General features: G+C 69.1%; 18 protein-coding genes. 16 read left to right on the top strand and 2 right to left on the bottom strand.

Translation table 11 applies throughout. The features are described 5' to 3' along the window. The first annotated feature begins 66 nt into the window (after positions 1-66). The 15 genes from secY to glmM all read left to right on the top strand — a co-directional run bounded on the left by secY (position 67) and on the right by glmM (position 13,043). Positions 67-1,380 (top strand): preprotein translocase subunit SecY, encoded by a 1,314-nt coding sequence (gene secY, locus OG861_RS12955; protein WP_190183002.1) that lies wholly within the window; start codon positions 67-69, stop codon positions 1,378-1,380. After that, positions 1,380-2,027 (top strand): adenylate kinase, encoded by a 648-nt coding sequence (locus OG861_RS12950; RefSeq protein WP_329197509.1) that lies wholly within the window; start codon positions 1,380-1,382, stop codon positions 2,025-2,027. The genes secY and OG861_RS12950 overlap by 1 nt, the downstream gene beginning before the upstream one ends. Before the next feature lie 91 nt (positions 2,028-2,118). Further along, positions 2,119-2,955, top strand: coding sequence for a type I methionyl aminopeptidase (map, locus tag OG861_RS12945; protein WP_190183004.1), 837 nt, complete (start codon positions 2,119-2,121; stop codon positions 2,953-2,955). A 184-nt stretch (positions 2,956-3,139) separates the two neighbouring features. Continuing rightward, positions 3,140-3,361 carry a translation initiation factor IF-1 gene (infA, locus tag OG861_RS12940; protein ID WP_003956442.1) on the top strand — a complete coding sequence of 74 codons (222 nt, stop codon included), beginning with the start codon at positions 3,140-3,142 and terminating at the stop codon, positions 3,359-3,361. A gap of 73 nt (positions 3,362-3,434) precedes the next feature. Next, entirely contained in the window at positions 3,435-3,548 is a 114-nt protein-coding gene (gene rpmJ, locus OG861_RS12935) for a 50S ribosomal protein L36 (RefSeq protein WP_003956441.1), read from the top strand. Between the two features lie 199 nt (positions 3,549-3,747). After that, positions 3,748-4,128 (top strand): 30S ribosomal protein S13, encoded by a 381-nt coding sequence (rpsM, locus tag OG861_RS12930; RefSeq protein WP_030710357.1) that lies wholly within the window; start codon positions 3,748-3,750, stop codon positions 4,126-4,128. A 54-nt stretch (positions 4,129-4,182) separates the two neighbouring features. Further along, positions 4,183-4,587 (top strand): 30S ribosomal protein S11, encoded by a 405-nt coding sequence (gene rpsK, locus OG861_RS12925; protein ID WP_003956432.1) that lies wholly within the window; start codon positions 4,183-4,185, stop codon positions 4,585-4,587. A 140-nt stretch (positions 4,588-4,727) separates the two neighbouring features. Next, positions 4,728-5,750 carry a DNA-directed RNA polymerase subunit alpha gene (locus OG861_RS12920; RefSeq protein ID WP_007265920.1) on the top strand — a complete coding sequence of 341 codons (1,023 nt, stop codon included), beginning with the start codon at positions 4,728-4,730 and terminating at the stop codon, positions 5,748-5,750. Positions 5,751-5,889: 139 nt separating this feature from the next. Beyond that, complete coding sequence (gene rplQ, locus OG861_RS12915; protein ID WP_030298228.1) at positions 5,890-6,357, top strand: 50S ribosomal protein L17; 468 nt, start codon at positions 5,890-5,892, stop codon at positions 6,355-6,357. A 109-nt stretch (positions 6,358-6,466) separates the two neighbouring features. Then, positions 6,467-7,318 (top strand): tRNA pseudouridine(38-40) synthase TruA, encoded by an 852-nt coding sequence (gene truA, locus OG861_RS12910; RefSeq protein ID WP_329197512.1) that lies wholly within the window; start codon positions 6,467-6,469, stop codon positions 7,316-7,318. A 53-nt stretch (positions 7,319-7,371) separates the two neighbouring features. Continuing rightward, a complete protein-coding gene (locus OG861_RS12905) occupies positions 7,372-8,991 on the top strand; it encodes an ABC-F family ATP-binding cassette domain-containing protein (RefSeq protein WP_443056579.1) in 1,620 nt (539 codons plus the stop codon). Positions 8,992-9,056: 65 nt separating this feature from the next. Next, positions 9,057-10,310: a glycosyltransferase family 87 protein gene (locus OG861_RS12900; protein WP_330261709.1), complete on the top strand. Its 1,254-nt coding sequence runs from the start codon at positions 9,057-9,059 to the stop codon at positions 10,308-10,310. 236 nt (positions 10,311-10,546) lie between these two features. Continuing rightward, positions 10,547-10,990: a 50S ribosomal protein L13 gene (gene rplM, locus OG861_RS12895; protein ID WP_329197517.1), complete on the top strand. Its 444-nt coding sequence runs from the start codon at positions 10,547-10,549 to the stop codon at positions 10,988-10,990. Between the two features lie 42 nt (positions 10,991-11,032). After that, on the top strand, positions 11,033-11,548 hold the full coding sequence (gene rpsI / locus OG861_RS12890) for a 30S ribosomal protein S9 (RefSeq protein ID WP_190183008.1): 516 nt from the start codon (positions 11,033-11,035) through the stop codon (positions 11,546-11,548). Between the two features lie 136 nt (positions 11,549-11,684). Continuing rightward, complete coding sequence (gene glmM / locus OG861_RS12885) at positions 11,685-13,043, top strand: phosphoglucosamine mutase (protein ID WP_329197519.1); 1,359 nt, start codon at positions 11,685-11,687, stop codon at positions 13,041-13,043. Positions 13,044-13,088: 45 nt separating this feature from the next. Here glmM and OG861_RS12880 read toward each other — a convergent pair whose 3' ends face one another. Continuing rightward, positions 13,089-14,042: a DUF389 domain-containing protein gene (locus OG861_RS12880; RefSeq protein ID WP_329197521.1), complete on the bottom strand. Its 954-nt coding sequence runs from the start codon at positions 14,040-14,042 to the stop codon at positions 13,089-13,091. Positions 14,043-14,058: 16 nt separating this feature from the next. Further along, positions 14,059-15,078: a type I pantothenate kinase gene (gene coaA / locus OG861_RS12875; protein WP_329197524.1), complete on the bottom strand. Its 1,020-nt coding sequence runs from the start codon at positions 15,076-15,078 to the stop codon at positions 14,059-14,061. A gap of 273 nt (positions 15,079-15,351) precedes the next feature. Here coaA and OG861_RS12870 point away from each other — a divergent pair, with 273 nt between their 5' ends. Then, a complete protein-coding gene (locus OG861_RS12870; RefSeq protein ID WP_329197526.1) occupies positions 15,352-16,152 on the top strand; it encodes a hypothetical protein in 801 nt (266 codons plus the stop codon). Positions 16,153-16,242: the final 90 nt, after the last annotated feature.

Raw genomic sequence — 16,242 nt, 5'->3', positions numbered from 1 at the left:
TACGTATTCACCGATCCCTCAGACCGTCACCTCTGACGCAGTAGCGCGGGGGTCGCAGGAGGCACCGTGCTCACCGCGTTCGCCCGGGCGTTCAAGACGCCCGACCTGCGCAAGAAGCTGCTCTTCACGCTCGCCATCATCGTGCTGTTCCGCCTCGGGTCCCACATCCCGGTCCCCGGCGTGAACTACAAGAACGTTCAGTTCTGTGTGGACCAGGCAGGGACCGGCAACAGCCTGTTCGGCCTCGTCAACATGTTCAGCGGTGGCGCACTGCTGCAGATCACGATCTTCGCGCTCGGAATCATGCCGTACATCACGGCGAGCATCATCCTGCAGCTGCTGACCGTGGTCATCCCGAAGCTGGAGAACCTCAAGAAAGAGGGCCAGTCCGGCACGGCGAAGATCACCCAGTACACGCGTTACCTGACGGTCGCGCTCGCGATCCTCCAGGGCACGGGTCTGGTGGCCACCGCCAAGACGGGCGCGCTCTTCGGGTCCTGCCAGCTCCGTACCGAGATCGTCTCGGACCGCTCGATCTTCACCATGATCACGATGGTGCTCACCATGACCGCCGGCACCTGTGTCGTCATGTGGCTCGGTGAGCTGATCACCGACCGCGGCATCGGCAACGGCATGTCGATCCTGATGTTCATCTCGATCGCGGCCGGCTTCATCGGCGCCATGTGGCAGATCAAGCTCCAGGGCAAGATCGCTGATGGATGGGTCGAGTTCGGCGTGGTGATCCTCGTCGGTCTGGCCATGGTGGCCCTGGTCGTCTTCGTCGAACAGGCGCAGCGCAGGATCCCGGTCCAGTACGCGAAGCGCATGATCGGGCGCCGCGCGTACGGCGGCACCTCGACCTACATCCCGCTCAAGGTGAACCAGGCCGGTGTCATCCCGGTCATCTTCGCCTCGTCGCTGCTGTACATCCCGGCACTGGTCGTGCAGTTCAGCGGCTCGACGGCGGGCTGGGCGACCTGGATCCAGAAGCACTTCGTCAAGGGCGACCACCCGTACTACATCGCCGCCTACTTCCTCCTGATCGTGTTCTTCGCCTTCTTCTACGTGGCGATCTCGTTCAACCCCGAGGAAGTTGCAGACAACATGAAGAAGTATGGTGGGTTCATCCCGGGCATCCGCGCCGGCCGGCCTACCGCCGAGTACCTGAGCTACGTACTCAACCGGATCACCTGGCCGGGGTCGCTGTACCTGGGTCTGATCGCTCTCGTGCCGACAATGGCGTTGGCGGGCTTCGGAGCGAACCAGAACTTCCCGTTCGGCGGGACGAGCATCCTCATCATCGTGGGTGTGGGTCTGGAAACCGTGAAGCAGATCGAGAGCCAGCTCCAGCAGCGTAATTACGAAGGGTTCCTCCGCTGATGCGTATCGTCCTCGTCGGGCCCCCCGGCGCCGGCAAGGGAACACAGGCCGCGTTCCTCGCCAAGAACCTGTCGATCCCGCACATCTCCACGGGTGACCTGTTCCGCGCCAACATCAGCCAGGGCACCGAGCTCGGCAAGAGCGCGAAGTCGTACATGGACGCGGGTGAGCTCGTCCCGGACTCGGTCACCATCGGCATGGCCAAGGACCGGATGGAGCAGCCCGACGCCGCGAACGGCTTCCTGCTCGACGGCTTCCCGCGCAACCTCTCGCAGGCCGAGGCGCTCGACGAGATCCTCAAGGCCGCCGGGCTCGGCCTGGACGCCGTCCTCGACCTGGAGGTCGAGGAGGACGAGGTCGTCAAGCGCATCGCGGGCCGCCGGACCTGCCGCAAGGACTCTGCGCACGTCTTCCACGTGACGTACGCGCCGCCGAAGGCGGACGGCGTCTGCGACCAGTGCGGCGGCGAGCTGTACCAGCGCGGGGACGACTCCGAGGCCACGGTCCGCAACCGGCTGTCGGTCTACCACGCGGAGACCGAGCCGATCATCGACTACTACAAGGCCCAGGGCCTCGTGTCGACCATCCCCGCCCTCGGTGAGGTCGCGGACGTCACGCGACGCGCGATGGACGCCTTGAAGAAGTAGTCCCCCGTCGTGCAGGTACGGCCGCGGTGTCCCAGGGGCACCGCGGCCGTACTGTTGAGAAGTCCGATTTCAGAAGGTGGAAGGCCGTTCCATGGTGCAGCTCAAGACGCCCGAGCAGATCGCGAAGATGCGCGAGGCGGGGCTGGTCGTCGCCGCGATCCACGCGGCGACCCGTGAGGCGGCCGTGCCCGGCGCCACGACCCGGGACCTGGACATGGTGGCCCGCAAGGTCATCGCGGACGCCGGCGCGAAGTCGAACTTCCTCGGTTACGGCGGTTTCCCCGCGACGATCTGCACGTCGGTGAACGAGGTCGTCGTCCACGGCATCCCGGACGACAAGACGGTCCTCAAGGACGGCGACATCATCTCGATCGACGCCGGCGCGATCGTGGACGGCTGGCACGGCGACGCGGCGTACACGGCCTTCGTGGGCACCGGTCACGCTCCGGAGCTCATCCAGCTGTCGCGGGTGACCGAGGAGTCGATGTGGGCGGGCATCGCCGCGATGAAGCTCGGCAACCGCCTGGTGGACATCTCGAAGGCGATCGAGGGCTACATCCGCCGCCAGCCGCGTCCGGCCACCGGCAAGTACGGGATCATCGAGGACTACGGCGGCCACGGCATCGGCTCCGAGATGCACATGGACCCGCACCTGCTGAACTACGTCTCGCGCAAGCGGGGCAAGGGCATCAAGCTCGTCCCGGGCGTCTGCCTGGCGATCGAGCCGATGGTCTCGCTGGGCACCGCCCACACGGAGGTCCTGGCGGACGACTGGACGGTCATCACCACGGACGGGACCTGGTCCTCCCACTGGGAGCACTCGATCGCCCTGACCGAAGAGGGCCCGATCGTCCTGACCAGCCCGGACTGCGGCAAGGCGAAGCTGGCGGAGTACGGCATCACGACGGCGCCGGACCCGCTGGGCTAGCAGCGCCGTGCGGGCGGCACGGGGAAGAGGTGCCGCCCGGTTAATGATCTACCCTGTGGGGCAAACTTTCCGGATTCGTCTTTCTGGGGGCCCTGCCGTAGACTGACTCGTCGGCTCCTTTGCATCCGCATGTCCTCATGCGAAGCATGGAGCTGATCAAGGTAGCCGATTCGAAGGGCGAAGCGTGGCCAAGAAGCAAGGTGCCATCGAGATCGAGGGCACCGTGATCGAGTCCCTCCCGAACGCGATGTTCAAGGTGGAACTGCAGAACGGTCACAAGGTCCTCGCGCACATCAGCGGCAAGATGCGGATGCACTACATCCGTATCCTTCCCGATGACCGGGTCGTGGTGGAGCTGTCTCCGTACGACCTGACGCGTGGCCGGATCGTCTACCGATACAAGTAGATCTTGTCCTCACTCCCGACCGGACGTCTGGTCCGGCGCGGGTGGTGGCACTGACCCGGAGAACCTCACCCACATGAAGGTCAAGCCGAGCGTCAAGAAGATCTGCGACAAGTGCAAGGTGATCCGCCGTCACGGTCGGGTCATGGTCATCTGCGACAACCTGCGCCACAAGCAGCGCCAGGGCTGACGCACGCCGACCGACCTGCCTTCCGCAGTTCTTCGCGCGACGTAAGAAAACGTACATACGCAGAACCCGCCCAGCCCTGTACGGGGCCGGCGGCACCTCCGGCGGGGGCCGGGGACCCGGACGTACCACCACCCATCAGGAGTGGTCGGCGGTCGGGAACGGTTCTGCGGAAGACCCCCGAACACACAGGAGCCATTGAATGGCACGCGTTTCCGGTGTTGACATCCCGCGCGAAAAGCGTGTGGAGATCGCACTCACCTACGTCTTCGGTATCGGGCGCACCCGGTCCAAGGAGATCCTCGCCTCCACCGGCGTGAACCCGAACACCCGCGTTCGTGACCTGGCCGAAGAGGACCTGGTCAAGATCCGCGAGTACGTGGACGCCAACCTCCGCACCGAGGGTGACCTCCGCCGCGAGATCCAGGCCGACATCCGTCGCAAGGTCGAGATCCAGTGCTACCAGGGCATCCGCCACCGTCGTGGCCTGCCGGTGCACGGTCAGCGCACCAGCACGAACGCGCGTACCCGCAAGGGCCCGCGTCGCGCGATCGCCGGTAAGAAGAAGCCGGGCAAGAAGTAGTCCTGTTCAGCGGTCTTGCGCTGTAGGACCGACCACCTCCCGTAGGAGATTTAGATGCCCCCCAAGGGTCGTCAGGGCGCTGCCAAGAAGGTGCGCCGCAAGGAAAAGAAGAACGTCGCTCACGGGCACGCCCACATCAAGAGCACGTTCAACAACACCATCGTCTCGATCACCGACCCCTCGGGCAACGTGATCTCCTGGGCCTCCGCCGGCCACGTCGGCTTCAAGGGCTCGCGCAAGTCCACCCCCTTCGCCGCGCAGATGGCCGCCGAGTCGGCCGCCCGCCGCGCGCAGGAGCACGGCATGCGCAAGGTTGACGTCTTCGTCAAGGGTCCCGGCTCCGGCCGTGAGACCGCGATCCGCTCCCTGCAGGCCACCGGCCTGGAGGTCGGCTCCATCCAGGACGTCACCCCCACCCCGCACAACGGCTGCCGCCCGCCGAAGCGCCGCCGCGTCTGACGCGACGGACGCGCCTGTGCGTCTTTGAGTGTCCGGGCGGTACGACCCCTTCGGGGGCCGTGCCGCCCGTACCCTTGCAGTACCCAGCAGTACATGTCGGGCGTCAAATAGTGGGCGTCCACGACTGAAGGAACACAGACATGCTTATCGCTCAGCGTCCCTCGCTGACCGAAGAGGTCGTAGACGAGTACCGCTCGCGGTTCGTGATCGAGCCGCTGGAGCCGGGCTTCGGCTACACCCTCGGCAACTCCCTGCGCCGCACGCTCCTGTCCTCCATCCCGGGTGCCGCCGTCACCAGCATCCGCGTGGACGGCGTCCTGCACGAGTTCACCACCGTGCCGGGCGTCAAGGAAGACGTCACCGACATCATCCTCAACATCAAGCAGCTGGTCGTCTCCTCGGAGCACGACGAGCCGGTCGTGATGTACCTGCGCAAGCAGGGTCCCGGCCTGGTCACCGCTGCCGACATCGCGCCCCCGGCCGGTGTCGAGGTGCACAACCCGGACCTGGTCCTCGCCACGCTCAACGGCAAGGGCAAGCTGGAAATGGAGCTGACCGTCGAGCGCGGTCGCGGCTACGTCTCCGCCGTGCAGAACAAGCAGCTGGGCCAGGAGATCGGCCGCATCCCGGTCGACTCCATCTACAGCCCGGTCCTCAAGGTCACCTACAAGGTCGAGGCGACCCGAGTCGAGCAGCGCACCGACTTCGACAAGCTGATCGTCGACGTCGAGACCAAGCAGGCCATGCGCCCGCGCGACGCCATGGCGTCCGCCGGCAAGACCCTGGTCGAGCTGTTCGGTCTGGCCCGCGAGCTCAACATCGACGCCGAGGGCATCGACATGGGCCCCTCGCCGACGGACGCGGCCCTGGCCGCCGACCTGGCGCTGCCGATCGAGGAGCTGGAGCTCACGGTCCGCTCGTACAACTGCCTCAAGCGCGAGGGCATCCACTCCGTGGGTGAGCTCGTCGCCCGCTCCGAGGCCGACCTGCTCGACATCCGCAACTTCGGTGCGAAGTCGATCGACGAGGTCAAGGCGAAGCTGGCCGGCATGGGCCTGGCCCTCAAGGACAGCCCGCCCGGATTCGACCCGACCGCCGCCGCCGACGCCTTCGGCGCCGACGACGACGCGGACGCCGGTTTCGTCGAGACCGAGCAGTACTGATTCTTCCCGTCGCCGGCGGCCGAGGTCTTCGGCCCGCGTCGCCGGCGACGGCTTGATCGAGACTTTCCCGGGGCAGCCGCTCCGGGGGAACTGACACCGGTACCTGACACGGCCGGTGCAGATATGAAGGAGTAACACCATGCCGCGTCCCGCAAAGGGTGCCCGCCTGGGCGGCAGCGCCGCGCACGAGAAGCACCTCCTCGCGAACCTCGCGAAGGCGCTCTTCGAGCACGGCCGCATCACCACCACCGAGGCCAAGGCCCGTCGCCTGCGTCCCTACGCCGAGCGTCTGGTCACCAAGGCCAAGAAGGGCGACATCCACAACCGTCGCCTGGTGCTGCAGACGATCACGGACAAGAGCATCGTGCACACGCTGTTCACCGAGATCGCCCCGCGCTACGAGAACCGCCCCGGTGGTTACACGCGCATCACCAAGATCGGCAACCGTCGTGGCGACAACGCCCCGATGGCGGTCATCGAGCTGGTCGAGGCCCTGACGGTCGCGCAGCAGGCCACTGGTGAGGCCGAGGCCGCCACCAAGCGTGCCGCGAAGGACGCCGAGGCCGTGGCCGAGGCTCCCGCCGCCGAGGAGACCAAGGAGGCCTGATCCCGTTCTGGGATCGAGCTTGCTTGATCGGCTCTGAACGGGCCCGCCCCTTCCCGGGGCGGGCCCGTTCTGCATTCGTTCGAAAGACGCAGCTGAGAGGATCACTCACGTGAGTGACGAGGTGGAGCCCGGGCACGTCCGGGTACGGCTGGACCTGTCGTACGACGGCAAGGACTTCTCCGGCTGGGCGAAGCAGCGCGAGCTGCGGACCGTACAGGGGGAGCTGGAGTCGGCCCTGCGGACCGTGATGCGGCTGCCGGAGCCGGTGGAGCTGACCGTGGCCGGGCGGACCGATGCCGGCGTGCACGCGCGCGGGCAGGTCGCCCAGTTCGACGTACGCGAAGAGGTGTGGGCGGAGCACCAGGACAAGCTGCTGCGCCGCCTCGCGGGGCGGCTGCCGCACGACGTACGGGTGTGGAAGGCCGCGCAGGCCCCCGAGGGCTTCAACGCCCGGTTCTCGGCCGTCTGGCGCCGCTACGCCTACCGGGTGGGCGACCACCAGGCCGGGGTGGACCCGCTGCGCCGCGGGCACGTGCTGTGGCACCAGTGGCCGCTGGACGTGGACGCCATGAACGAGGCCTCCACCGCGCTGCTCGGCGAGCACGACTTCGCCGCGTACTGCAAGAAGCGCGAGGGCGCCACGACCATCCGCACGCTCCAGCAGCTCAGCTGGGAACGCGCGCAGGACGGCGTCATCACCGCCACGGTGCGCGCCGACGCGTTCTGCCACAACATGGTCCGCTCGCTGGTCGGCGCGATGCTGCACGTGGGTGACGGGCACCGGCCCGTGAGCTGGCCCGGCGAGGTGCTGAGGGCCGCCGTACGGGATTCCTCGGTGCACGTGGTCAAGCCCCACGGCCTCACGCTGGAGGAGGTCGGCTACCCGGCCGACGAGCTCCTGGCGGCCCGCAGCAAGGAAGCGCGCAACATGCGCACCCTGCCGGGAGCCGGCTGCTGCTGAGCGCCGGCTAATCCATTTGGGCGGATCGCGGCCCGGCCTGGACAATGCGCCCCATGGGACATCTCGAAGCCAGCCACCTGGAGTACTACCTTCCCGACGGGCGGGTGCTGCTCCCCGACGTCTCCTTCCGCGTGGGGGAGGGGTCGGTCGTCGCCCTGGTGGGGGCGAACGGGGCCGGCAAGACCACCCTGCTCAAGCTGATCTCGGGCGAGCTCCAGCCGCACGGCGGGTCGGTCACCGTCAGCGGCGGCCTCGGGGTGATGTCACAGTTCGTGGGCTCGGTCCGGGACGAGACGACCGTCCGCGACCTGCTGGTCTCGGTGGCCCAGCCGCGGATCCGGGAGGCGGCGGGGGCCGTGGACCGGGCCGAGCACCTGATCATGACGGTGGACGACGAGGCCGCCCAGATGGCGTACGCGCAGGCGCTCAGCGACTGGGCCGACGTCCAGGGCTACGAGGCGGAGACCCTGTGGGACGTCTGCACCACGGCAGCGCTGGGGATGCCGTACGACAAGGCGCAGTTCCGGGAGGTGCGCACGCTGTCGGGCGGTGAGCAGAAGCGGCTCGTCCTGGAGGCGCTGCTGCGGGGCCCGGACGAGGTGCTGCTGCTCGACGAACCCGACAACTACCTCGACGTGCCCGGCAAGCGGTGGCTCGAGGAGCAGCTGCGCGCGACGCGCAAGACGGTGCTGTTCATCAGCCACGACCGGGAGCTGCTGACCCAGGCCGCCCAGAAGATCATCAGCCTGGAGGCGAGCCCGATGGGCTCCGACGTCTGGGTGCACGGCGCGGGTTTCGGCACCTACCACGAGGCCCGCAAGGAGCGCTTCGCCCGTTTCGAGGAGCTCAAGCGGCGCTGGGACGAGGAGCACGCCCGGCTGAAGGCGCTGGTGCTGCGGCTGCGCAACCAGGCCGCGAGCAGCCCCGACATGGCCTCGCGCTACCGGGCGATGCAGACCCGCTTCCAGAAGTTCGAGGAAGCCGGCCCGCCGCCGGAGCCGCCGCGGGAGCAGGACATCACGATGCGGCTCAAGGGCGGCCGTACGGGCGTGCGCGCGCTGACGGTGGAGAACCTGGAGCTGACCGGCCTGATGAAGCCGTTCTCGCTGGAGGTCTTCTACGGGGAGCGGGTCGCGGTGCTGGGCTCGAACGGCTCCGGCAAGTCGCACTTCCTGCGGCTGCTGGCGGGCGAGGACGTCAAGCACACCGGTGACTGGAAGCTGGGCGCACGGGTGGTTCCCGGCCACTTCGCGCAGACGCACGCCCATCCGGAGCTGTTCGGCCGCACGCTCGTCGACATCCTGTGGACGGAGGCGGCCAAGCCCCTGGGCCAGGCGATGGGGGCCCTGCGCCGCTACGAGCTGGAGCGGCAGGCGGAGCAGCCGTTCGAGAAGCTGTCGGGCGGCCAGCAGGCGCGGTTCCAGATCCTGCTGCTGGAGCTGGCCGGCACCACCGCGCTGCTGCTGGACGAGCCGACCGACAACCTGGACCTGGAGTCGGCGGAGGCCCTCCAGGACGGCCTGGAGGCGTACGACGGCACGGTGCTGTGCGTGACGCACGACCGCTGGTTCGCGCGAACATTTGACCGTTACTTGGTCTTCGGTTCAGACGGTGTTGTACGGGAGACTCGGGAACCCGTATGGGACGAACGTAGGGTCGAGCGCGAGCGTTGAGGGGGTGAACCGCCCCCCGCGGGGTCGAGGGAGGCGTTGTGGGGCTGCGGTCTGGCATCTGGCTCATGAAGTGGGCCCGTCCGGTTCCGGCCGGGCGGCGGGTCGACTGGCTGCTGCGGCCCGCGCCGCGCTCCTGGCAGGCGGTGTCCCTCGTGATCCTGCTGTCGATCGCCGTCTCCACGAGCCTGCGTGAGAACTGGGGCTCGGACAACGCGTTCGTGGTCAAGGCCGCGGACGCGCTGCTGTCGGGTGCCTCGCCCTACGAGGACAAGCGGTTCCTGTACCTGCCCAGCGCCGTGATCATGGCCGTGCCGGAGGCGCTGCTGCCGCACTGGGCGCTGCGCTGGCTCCTGCCGCTGGGCATGACCGCGCTGATCGGCGCCGGCTGGTGGGCTGCGCTGCGGCTGTTCTCCGTACCGGTGCGCTCCCGCTTGGCGGTCGGGGGTTTCGCCTTGTTCGCGCTGGCCTACAAGCCGTACGTGAACCTGGTGCTGATCGGGAACTGGACGGCGATCTCGGCGGCCGCCCTGCCGCTGGCGCTGCTGCTCGCCCACCGGCGGCGGTGGGCCGGGGCGGGCCTGGTGGTGGGGCTGGCCATCGCCTGCAAGCCGATGCTCGTGCCGGTCGGGCTGCTGTTCGTACTGGCCCGGCAGTGGCGGGGGCTGGCCGTGGCGGTGCTGGTGCCGGTGGCGATGTCGCTGGCGGGGGCGCTGATGATGCCGAGCCCGACGCTGTTCTTCACCAAGACGCTGCCGTTCCTCTTCCAGGGGCAGGACGCGTACGCGCTGCCCTGGGACGCCTCGCCGATCGCGGTGCTGCCGCGGCTGGGGGTGCCGCAGCCGGTCGCGGTGGTGCTGGCCGGGGCGGGGGCGCTGGGCGGGCTGTGGGCGGTGTGGGTGCGCTGGCGGCGGACGGACGCGCCGGGGGGCGACGAACTGCGCCTCGCGGAGACGGCCTGCATGGTGATGCTCGCCGCATTCCTGGTGTCGCGGCCGTCCTTCGACCACTACCTGCTGGTGGTGCTGCCGCTGCTGATCGTTTCGGGGGTGCGGGAGGGCTCGGCGGCCCGCTCGCCCTGGTTCTGGGCGGCCCTGGCGCCCCAGCTGGCCCTGTTCCCGTGGCCCTCGGAGCTGGCCCACAAGAGGCGGGCATTCCGGGACATGCTGGCCCTGTGCGGGCTGGCGGCTCTGCTGGTGCGTCGTACCCTGCGCTCCGGTCGGGTTATTCTGGGTCCAGTAACAACTGCGGGGTCCCCACCCAGGACCGAACCGGAGTGCGCCGCGACGTCAGCTGCATCGGCATCGCGGACCGCGTTTTGACCCGTACGGGTCCTCTTGGGTACTCTGCTGGTTTGTTATGCGTATTGGCTTTCTCATTCTCACGTGAAAGGGCCTTACGCCGGTCCACCGGACCGATGACCAGCGGTTCACACGGGTTGCGTCCCCGATGTGGACAAGCGGCTGTCGTGATCGTCCGTGGTGACCCTGTCAGGACCCTTCCCGCGGGGCTCGTGCCCTATGGGATGACCCACCACTGAAGAAGCGAAGGCATACGCGTGCGTACGTACAGCCCCAAGCCCGGCGACATCTCGCGCCAGTGGCTCGTCATTGACGCCCAGGACGTCGTCCTCGGCCGTCTGGCGACCCAGGCCGCTGCCCTCCTGCGCGGCAAGCACAAGCCGACCTATGCGCCCCACATGGACATGGGCGACTTCGTCATCATCGTCAACGCCGACAAGGTTCACCTGTCCGGCAACAAGGCGTCCCAGAAGATGGCGTACCGCCACTCCGGCTTCCCGGGTGGTCTGCGTTCCGTGCGTTACGACGACCTCCTGGCGAACAACCCGGAGAAGGCCGTCGAGAAGGCCGTCAAGGGCATGCTCCCCAAGAACACCCTGGGCCGTCAGATGCTCTCGAAGCTGAAGGTCTACTCGGGCGACCAGCACCCCCACGCTGCCCAGCAGCCGGTGCCGTTCGAGATCACCCAGGTCGCGCAGTAGTTCCGGCCACCCCCTAAGACGTAGAGAATTCTGAGGAGAATCGTGGCCGAGACCACCGTCGAGACCCCCATCGAGGGCGACGAGACGTACGACGCTGTTACCACTTTCGAGTCCGAGGCGCCGGAGGGTGACTACACCTCCGAGTCCCTCGCCGGCCGCTTCGGCGACCCGCAGCCGGCCGCCGGCCTGGGCCGTCGCAAGAACGCCATCGCGCGCGTCCGGATCGTCCCGGGCACCGGCAAGTGGAAGATCAACGGTCGCACCCTTGAGGACTACTTCCCCAACAAGGTGCACCAGCAGGAAGTCAACGAGCCGTTCAAGCTCCTCGAGCTGGACAACCGCTACGACGTCATCGCCCGCATCTCGGGTGGCGGCGTCTCCGGCCAGGCCGGCGCCCTGCGCCTCGGTGTGGCCCGTGCGCTGAACGAGGCGGACGTCGACAACAACCGCCCGGCGCTCAAGAAGGCCGGCTTCCTCTCCCGCGACGACCGTGCGGTCGAGCGCAAGAAGGCCGGTCTCAAGAAGGCCCGTAAGGCTCCGCAGTACAGCAAGCGTTAATCTGCGCCTGCTGTTCTGCAACGAAACCGCCCCGGCAGCACTCTCTGTGCTGTCGGGGCGGTTCGTTTACCGCCACAAGCGGCACATACCTGTCACACAGCGGCACTAAGCGAAGCGTGAACTCGGGAGGACAACAGTGGGACGACTCTTCGGGACGGACGGTGTACGAGGCGTCGCGAACGCGGATCTGACGGCCGAGCTCGCGCTCGGTCTCTCCGTGGCGGCCGCGCACGTACTGGCCGAGGCGGGCACTTTCGCCGGTCACCGGGCCACCGCCGTGGTCGGCCGGGACCCCCGAGCTTCCGGCGAGTTCCTGGAGGCCGCGGTCGTCGCGGGCCTCGCGAGCGCGGGCGTGGACGTCCTGCGCGTCGGTGTGCTGCCCACCCCGGCGGTGGCGTATCTCACCGGTGCGCTGGGCGCCGACCTCGGCGTGATGCTCTCCGCCAGCCACAACGCGATGCCCGACAACGGCATCAAGTTCTTCGCGCGCGGCGGCCACAAACTCGCCGACGAGCTGGAGGACCGGATCGAGTCCGTCTACGACGAGCACCGCACCGGCGCCCCCTGGGACCGTCCCACCGGCGCGGGCGTCGGCCGGGTCTCGGACTACACCGAGGGCTTCGAGAAGTACGTCGCGCACCTCATCGGGGCCCTTCCCAACCGCCTCGAAGGCCTCAAGGTCGTCCTGGACGAGGCCCACGGCGCGGCCGCCTACGTCTCCCCCGAGGCCTTCGCCCGGGCCGGCGCGGAGATCGTCACGATCGGCGCCGAGCCCGACGGCCTGAACATCAACGACGGCTGCGGCTCCACCCACCTCGGTCTGCTCAAGCAGGCCGTCGTCGAGCACGGCGCCGACTTCGGCATCGCGCACGACGGCGACGCCGACCGCTGCCTGGCCGTGGACGCCTCGGGCGCGGAGGTCGACGGGGACCAGATCCTCGCGGTGCTGGCACTGGCCATGCGCGAGGCGGGGCAGCTGCGCGAGAACACCGTGGTCGGCACCGTCATGTCGAACCTGGGGTTCAAGCTGGCCATGGAGGCCGAGGGCATCCAGGTCGTCCAGACCGGGGTCGGCGACCGCTACGTGCTGGAGTCGATGAAGGAGCACGGCTACGCGCTCGGCGGCGAGCAGTCCGGCCACGTGATCATCCTCGACCACGCCACGACCGGCGACGGCACGCTCACCGGGCTGCTGCTGGCGGCCCGCGTCGCGGCGACCGGGCGGTCCCTGGCGGAGCTGGCGGGCGTGATGCAGCGGCTGCCGCAGGTGCTGATCAACGTGCCCGATGTGGACAAGTCCCGCGTCGGGACCTCCGGTGAGCTGGCGGCCGCGGTGGGTGAGGCCGAGCGCGAGCTGGGCGCCACCGGGCGGGTGCTGCTCCGTCCCTCCGGTACGGAGCCGCTCGTACGGGTGATGGTCGAGGCCGCCGACATCGAGCAGGCCCGCGCGGTCGCGGGACGCCTCGCGGACGTCGTGAAGTCGGCGCTCGGTTAGCAGCGGCCGTTCCCGAGCCCCGTCGCCCCTCGCGGGCGGCGGGGCTCAGGCCGTTCCGGGCGGGTTGCGGCGCCGGAGGCCGCGCCGGCTGCGCCACAGCTGCTTCTGCGCGTACAGGGTCAGGGTGCCGGCCAGCATGATCCCGCCCAGGTTCACCAGCAGCTGCTCCGCCGAGCCCCACATCTGGCCCACGTCGCCGTAGCTGAGGGCCACCGCGGCGTTGGCGGCCGCAGGGACGGTGGTCACCGAGATCGCCACGCCGACCAGCGCGCCCGATTTGGCGGACGTCAGGGACAGCACCCCGGCCACCCCGGCGAGCAGGGACACCACGAAGGAGAACGAGTCCGGCTGCCAGATGAAGCTGGTGTTGGGGCGCGGGTTCTCCAGCATCGACTGCTCGAACAGGCCCAGCGCGTCCATGGCCAGGCTGAACAGGGTGGTCGCCGCCATCGCGGCGGCGAAGCCGATCAGCAGGGCGACCAGCGAGCGCGCGGCCGGTTTCGGAGCCCGCCGGACCAGGCCCGTGCACACGCCGGCGAGCGGGCCGAACTCCGGGCCGACGGCCATCGCGCCCACGATCAGGACGGCGTTGTCCAGGACCACACCGCAGGCGGCGATCAGCGTCGCGATGATCATGAATGCGGTGTAGGTGATCGTGAGGGTCGACTCCTCGTGCGTCGCCTCGCTCAGCTGCTCCCACAGCACGGCGTCGGCCCCCTCGCCGGGAGCCTCCTCCTCGGCCCGGTCGGCGCTCTTGGAGAGGGTCAGGTCGATGTTCTCGACGGTGATCGAGCCGTCTTCGTCGATGCCCAGCTCCCGCAGCGCGTGCAGCAGCTCGTCGCCCGCCTCGCGCGCGACGTCGCAGGTGACGAGGTCACCCGCGGGGGCGAGGGCCGCGCCGGTCAGCACCACCAGGTGGGTGGTGCCGACCGTGTCCTCGATGAGGCGCAGTACGGCGTGCGTCCGGTCGGGCGGGGTGATCATCCGCAGGTGCAGCATGCCCGAACAGTAGCTTTCACAGTTTGCGCAGGCTGAGCTTCTGCACCTTGTGGTCCGGGCCCTTGCGCACGACGAGGGTGGCGCGGCCGCGGGTCGGGGCCACGTTCTCCATCAGGTTGGGCTTGTTGATGGTCCGCCACATCGTCTGCGCGTACTCCAGGGCCTCCTCCTCGGAGACCTGTGTGTACTTGCGGAAGTAGGAGAAAGGATTCTGGAACGCGGTCTCGCGCAGCTTCCGGAAGCGGTTGAGGTACCAGCGCTCGATGTCCTCGGGGCGCGCGTCCACGTACACGCTGAAGTCGAAGTAGTCGGCGAGACCCACGCGGGTCCGGCCGTCCTTGCCGGGCAGGGCCGGCTGGAGGACGTTGAGCCCCTCGACGATGAGGATGTCCGGGCGGCGGACGACGAGCTGCTCGCCGGGGACGATGTCGTAGATCAGGTGGGAGTAGACCGGGGCCGTGACCTCGTCCTTGCCCGCCTTGATGTCGGCGACGAAGCGGGTGAGCGCGCGCCGGTCGTAGGACTCGGGGAAACCCTTGCGGGCGGTCAGGCCGCGGCGCTGGAGTTCCTTCATCGGGTACAGGAAGCCGTCGGTGGTGACGAGCTCGACGCGCGGGTGCTCGGGCCAGCGGGCGAGCAGGGCCTGGAGCAGACGGGCGACGGTGGACTTGCCGACGGCGACGGAACCGGCGACCCCTATGACGAAGGGGGTGCCCTGCTGGGCGCCGTGGCCGTTGCCGGCGTCGCCGAGGAAGGTGTTGAGGGTGCCGCGGAGGTTGCTGGTGGCGCCGACGTAGAGGTTCAGCAGGCGGGAGAGGGGGAGGTAGACGTCGCGGACCTCGTCGAGGTCGATGACGTCGCCCAGGCCGCGGAGCCGTTCGACCTCGTCGGCGGTGAGCGGGAGGGGGGTGCGCTCGCGCAGGGCGCTCCATTCGGCCCGGGTGAGGTCGACGTAGGGGGAGGCCTCGGCGGGCCGGCGGTGGCCGGCGCGGTCCGTCGGGCGGCCCGGCGTGCTTCGTGGCGGCGAAGTGATCACAGAGCCATTGTCGGGGCTCGCGCTCGCTTATGGGTGGTGTGGTCGGTCACGTGGGGAGCGGGCCCGGGCGGGACGTGGGTGGCCGGATCTCGATTGGAGTGTCGTGTCGGTCTCGCGGTGGTCACGATTGGCAAGGCTGTGTGAAAACCCGATCGTCCGACCGTCCTTCCACCCGTACATTGCTGATCGCCGCAGCTCCGGTGCGCGCCCCCGACCGAGGGCACGCCGACCGGGGCTGTCTCTGTGCGTTCTTTGTTCCGGGGGAGATTTCCGTTGCGTACCGTGCTTGTCCGTCGTGCTGTCCTGACCGCTTCGGCGGTGTCCTTGACCCTGGTGGCCACCGCCTGCGGATCGGGCGGGCCCGGCGGCGCCGGGGCCGATTTCAAGGCCGGCCCCCGGAGCGGCGCGCAGCCGTCGGCCGCGGCTTCGAGCGCGTCCGCGGCGGGGCCCAAGGGGAAGACGGCCGCCGAGCTGGGCACGCTGCTGGTCACCCCGGCGGACCTGCCCGACCACAAGCTGGAGCCGGTGACGGACGACGAGGCGCAGAACGACCCGATCGAGACCGACACGGCCGCCTGCAAGCCGCTGGCCCAGGCCGAGGGGATGCAGCCGATCGGCGCCTCCACCGGGGTCGCCCGCGTCGTCGCCGGCGGGAAGGCGCGGCCGGCGGCCGGGGGCGCCGGTGCGGCGCAGACGCCGGAAGCGGCCGGAGGCGCCGGCCTCAAGGTGACGGCCACGTCGGTCGCGCTGGTGTCCTACGACGGCAAGGGCGCCGAGGAGGCCTTCTCCGCCGTCAAGGACGGGGTGCGGGCGTGCGCGGGCGGCTTCTCGGTGACGCAGGCGGGGGAGAAGACGGACATCGACAGCGTCACCTCGGACACCGCGCTCACCGGAGGCGACGAGACGGTCTCCTTCAGCACCGTGATGGACCTGGGGGACGGCGACAGGAACGTGACCCGGGTGGTGGTCCTGCGCAAGGGCAACACCCTCGCGACGTTCACCGCGCTGAGCGTGAGCGACGAGGCCGAGCAGCCGAAGGCCGTCGTGGACGCGCAGGTGAGGAAGCTCGGCTGACGGGCCTGACCCGCGGTCACGCGTCAACCCCGCTCCGGCACATTCGCCGGGGCGGGGTTTTCGTCCGGTTCAGGTACGGGGCAGGAGCCC

Source organism: Streptomyces sp. NBC_00539 (assembly GCF_036346105.1).
Taxonomy (GTDB): domain Bacteria; phylum Actinomycetota; class Actinomycetes; order Streptomycetales; family Streptomycetaceae; genus Streptomyces.
This window is presented reverse-complemented; position numbering and strand designations above follow the sequence as displayed.

What these genes read in the sequence shown, in the direction of transcription:
- rpsM (WP_030710357.1), top strand. Translation starts at nt 3,748, where the DNA reads ATGGCACGCGTTTCCGGTGTTGACATCCCGCGCGAAAAGCGTGTGGAG.
- OG861_RS12905 (WP_443056579.1), top strand. Translation starts at nt 7,372, where the DNA reads ATGGGACATCTCGAAGCCAGCCACCTGGAGTACTACCTTCCCGACGGG.
- rpmJ (WP_003956441.1), top strand. Translation starts at nt 3,435, where the DNA reads ATGAAGGTCAAGCCGAGCGTCAAGAAGATCTGCGACAAGTGCAAGGTG.
- OG861_RS12920 (WP_007265920.1), top strand. Translation starts at nt 4,728, where the DNA reads ATGCTTATCGCTCAGCGTCCCTCGCTGACCGAAGAGGTCGTAGACGAG.
- OG861_RS12950 (WP_329197509.1), top strand. Translation starts at nt 1,380, where the DNA reads ATGCGTATCGTCCTCGTCGGGCCCCCCGGCGCCGGCAAGGGAACACAG.
- rpsK (WP_003956432.1), top strand. Translation starts at nt 4,183, where the DNA reads ATGCCCCCCAAGGGTCGTCAGGGCGCTGCCAAGAAGGTGCGCCGCAAG.
- OG861_RS12900 (WP_330261709.1), top strand. Translation starts at nt 9,057, where the DNA reads ATGAAGTGGGCCCGTCCGGTTCCGGCCGGGCGGCGGGTCGACTGGCTG.
- rplQ (WP_030298228.1), top strand. Translation starts at nt 5,890, where the DNA reads ATGCCGCGTCCCGCAAAGGGTGCCCGCCTGGGCGGCAGCGCCGCGCAC.
- OG861_RS12880 (WP_329197521.1), bottom strand. Translation starts at nt 14,042, where the DNA reads ATGCTGCACCTGCGGATGATCACCCCGCCCGACCGGACGCACGCCGTA.
- map (WP_190183004.1), top strand. Translation starts at nt 2,119, where the DNA reads ATGGTGCAGCTCAAGACGCCCGAGCAGATCGCGAAGATGCGCGAGGCG.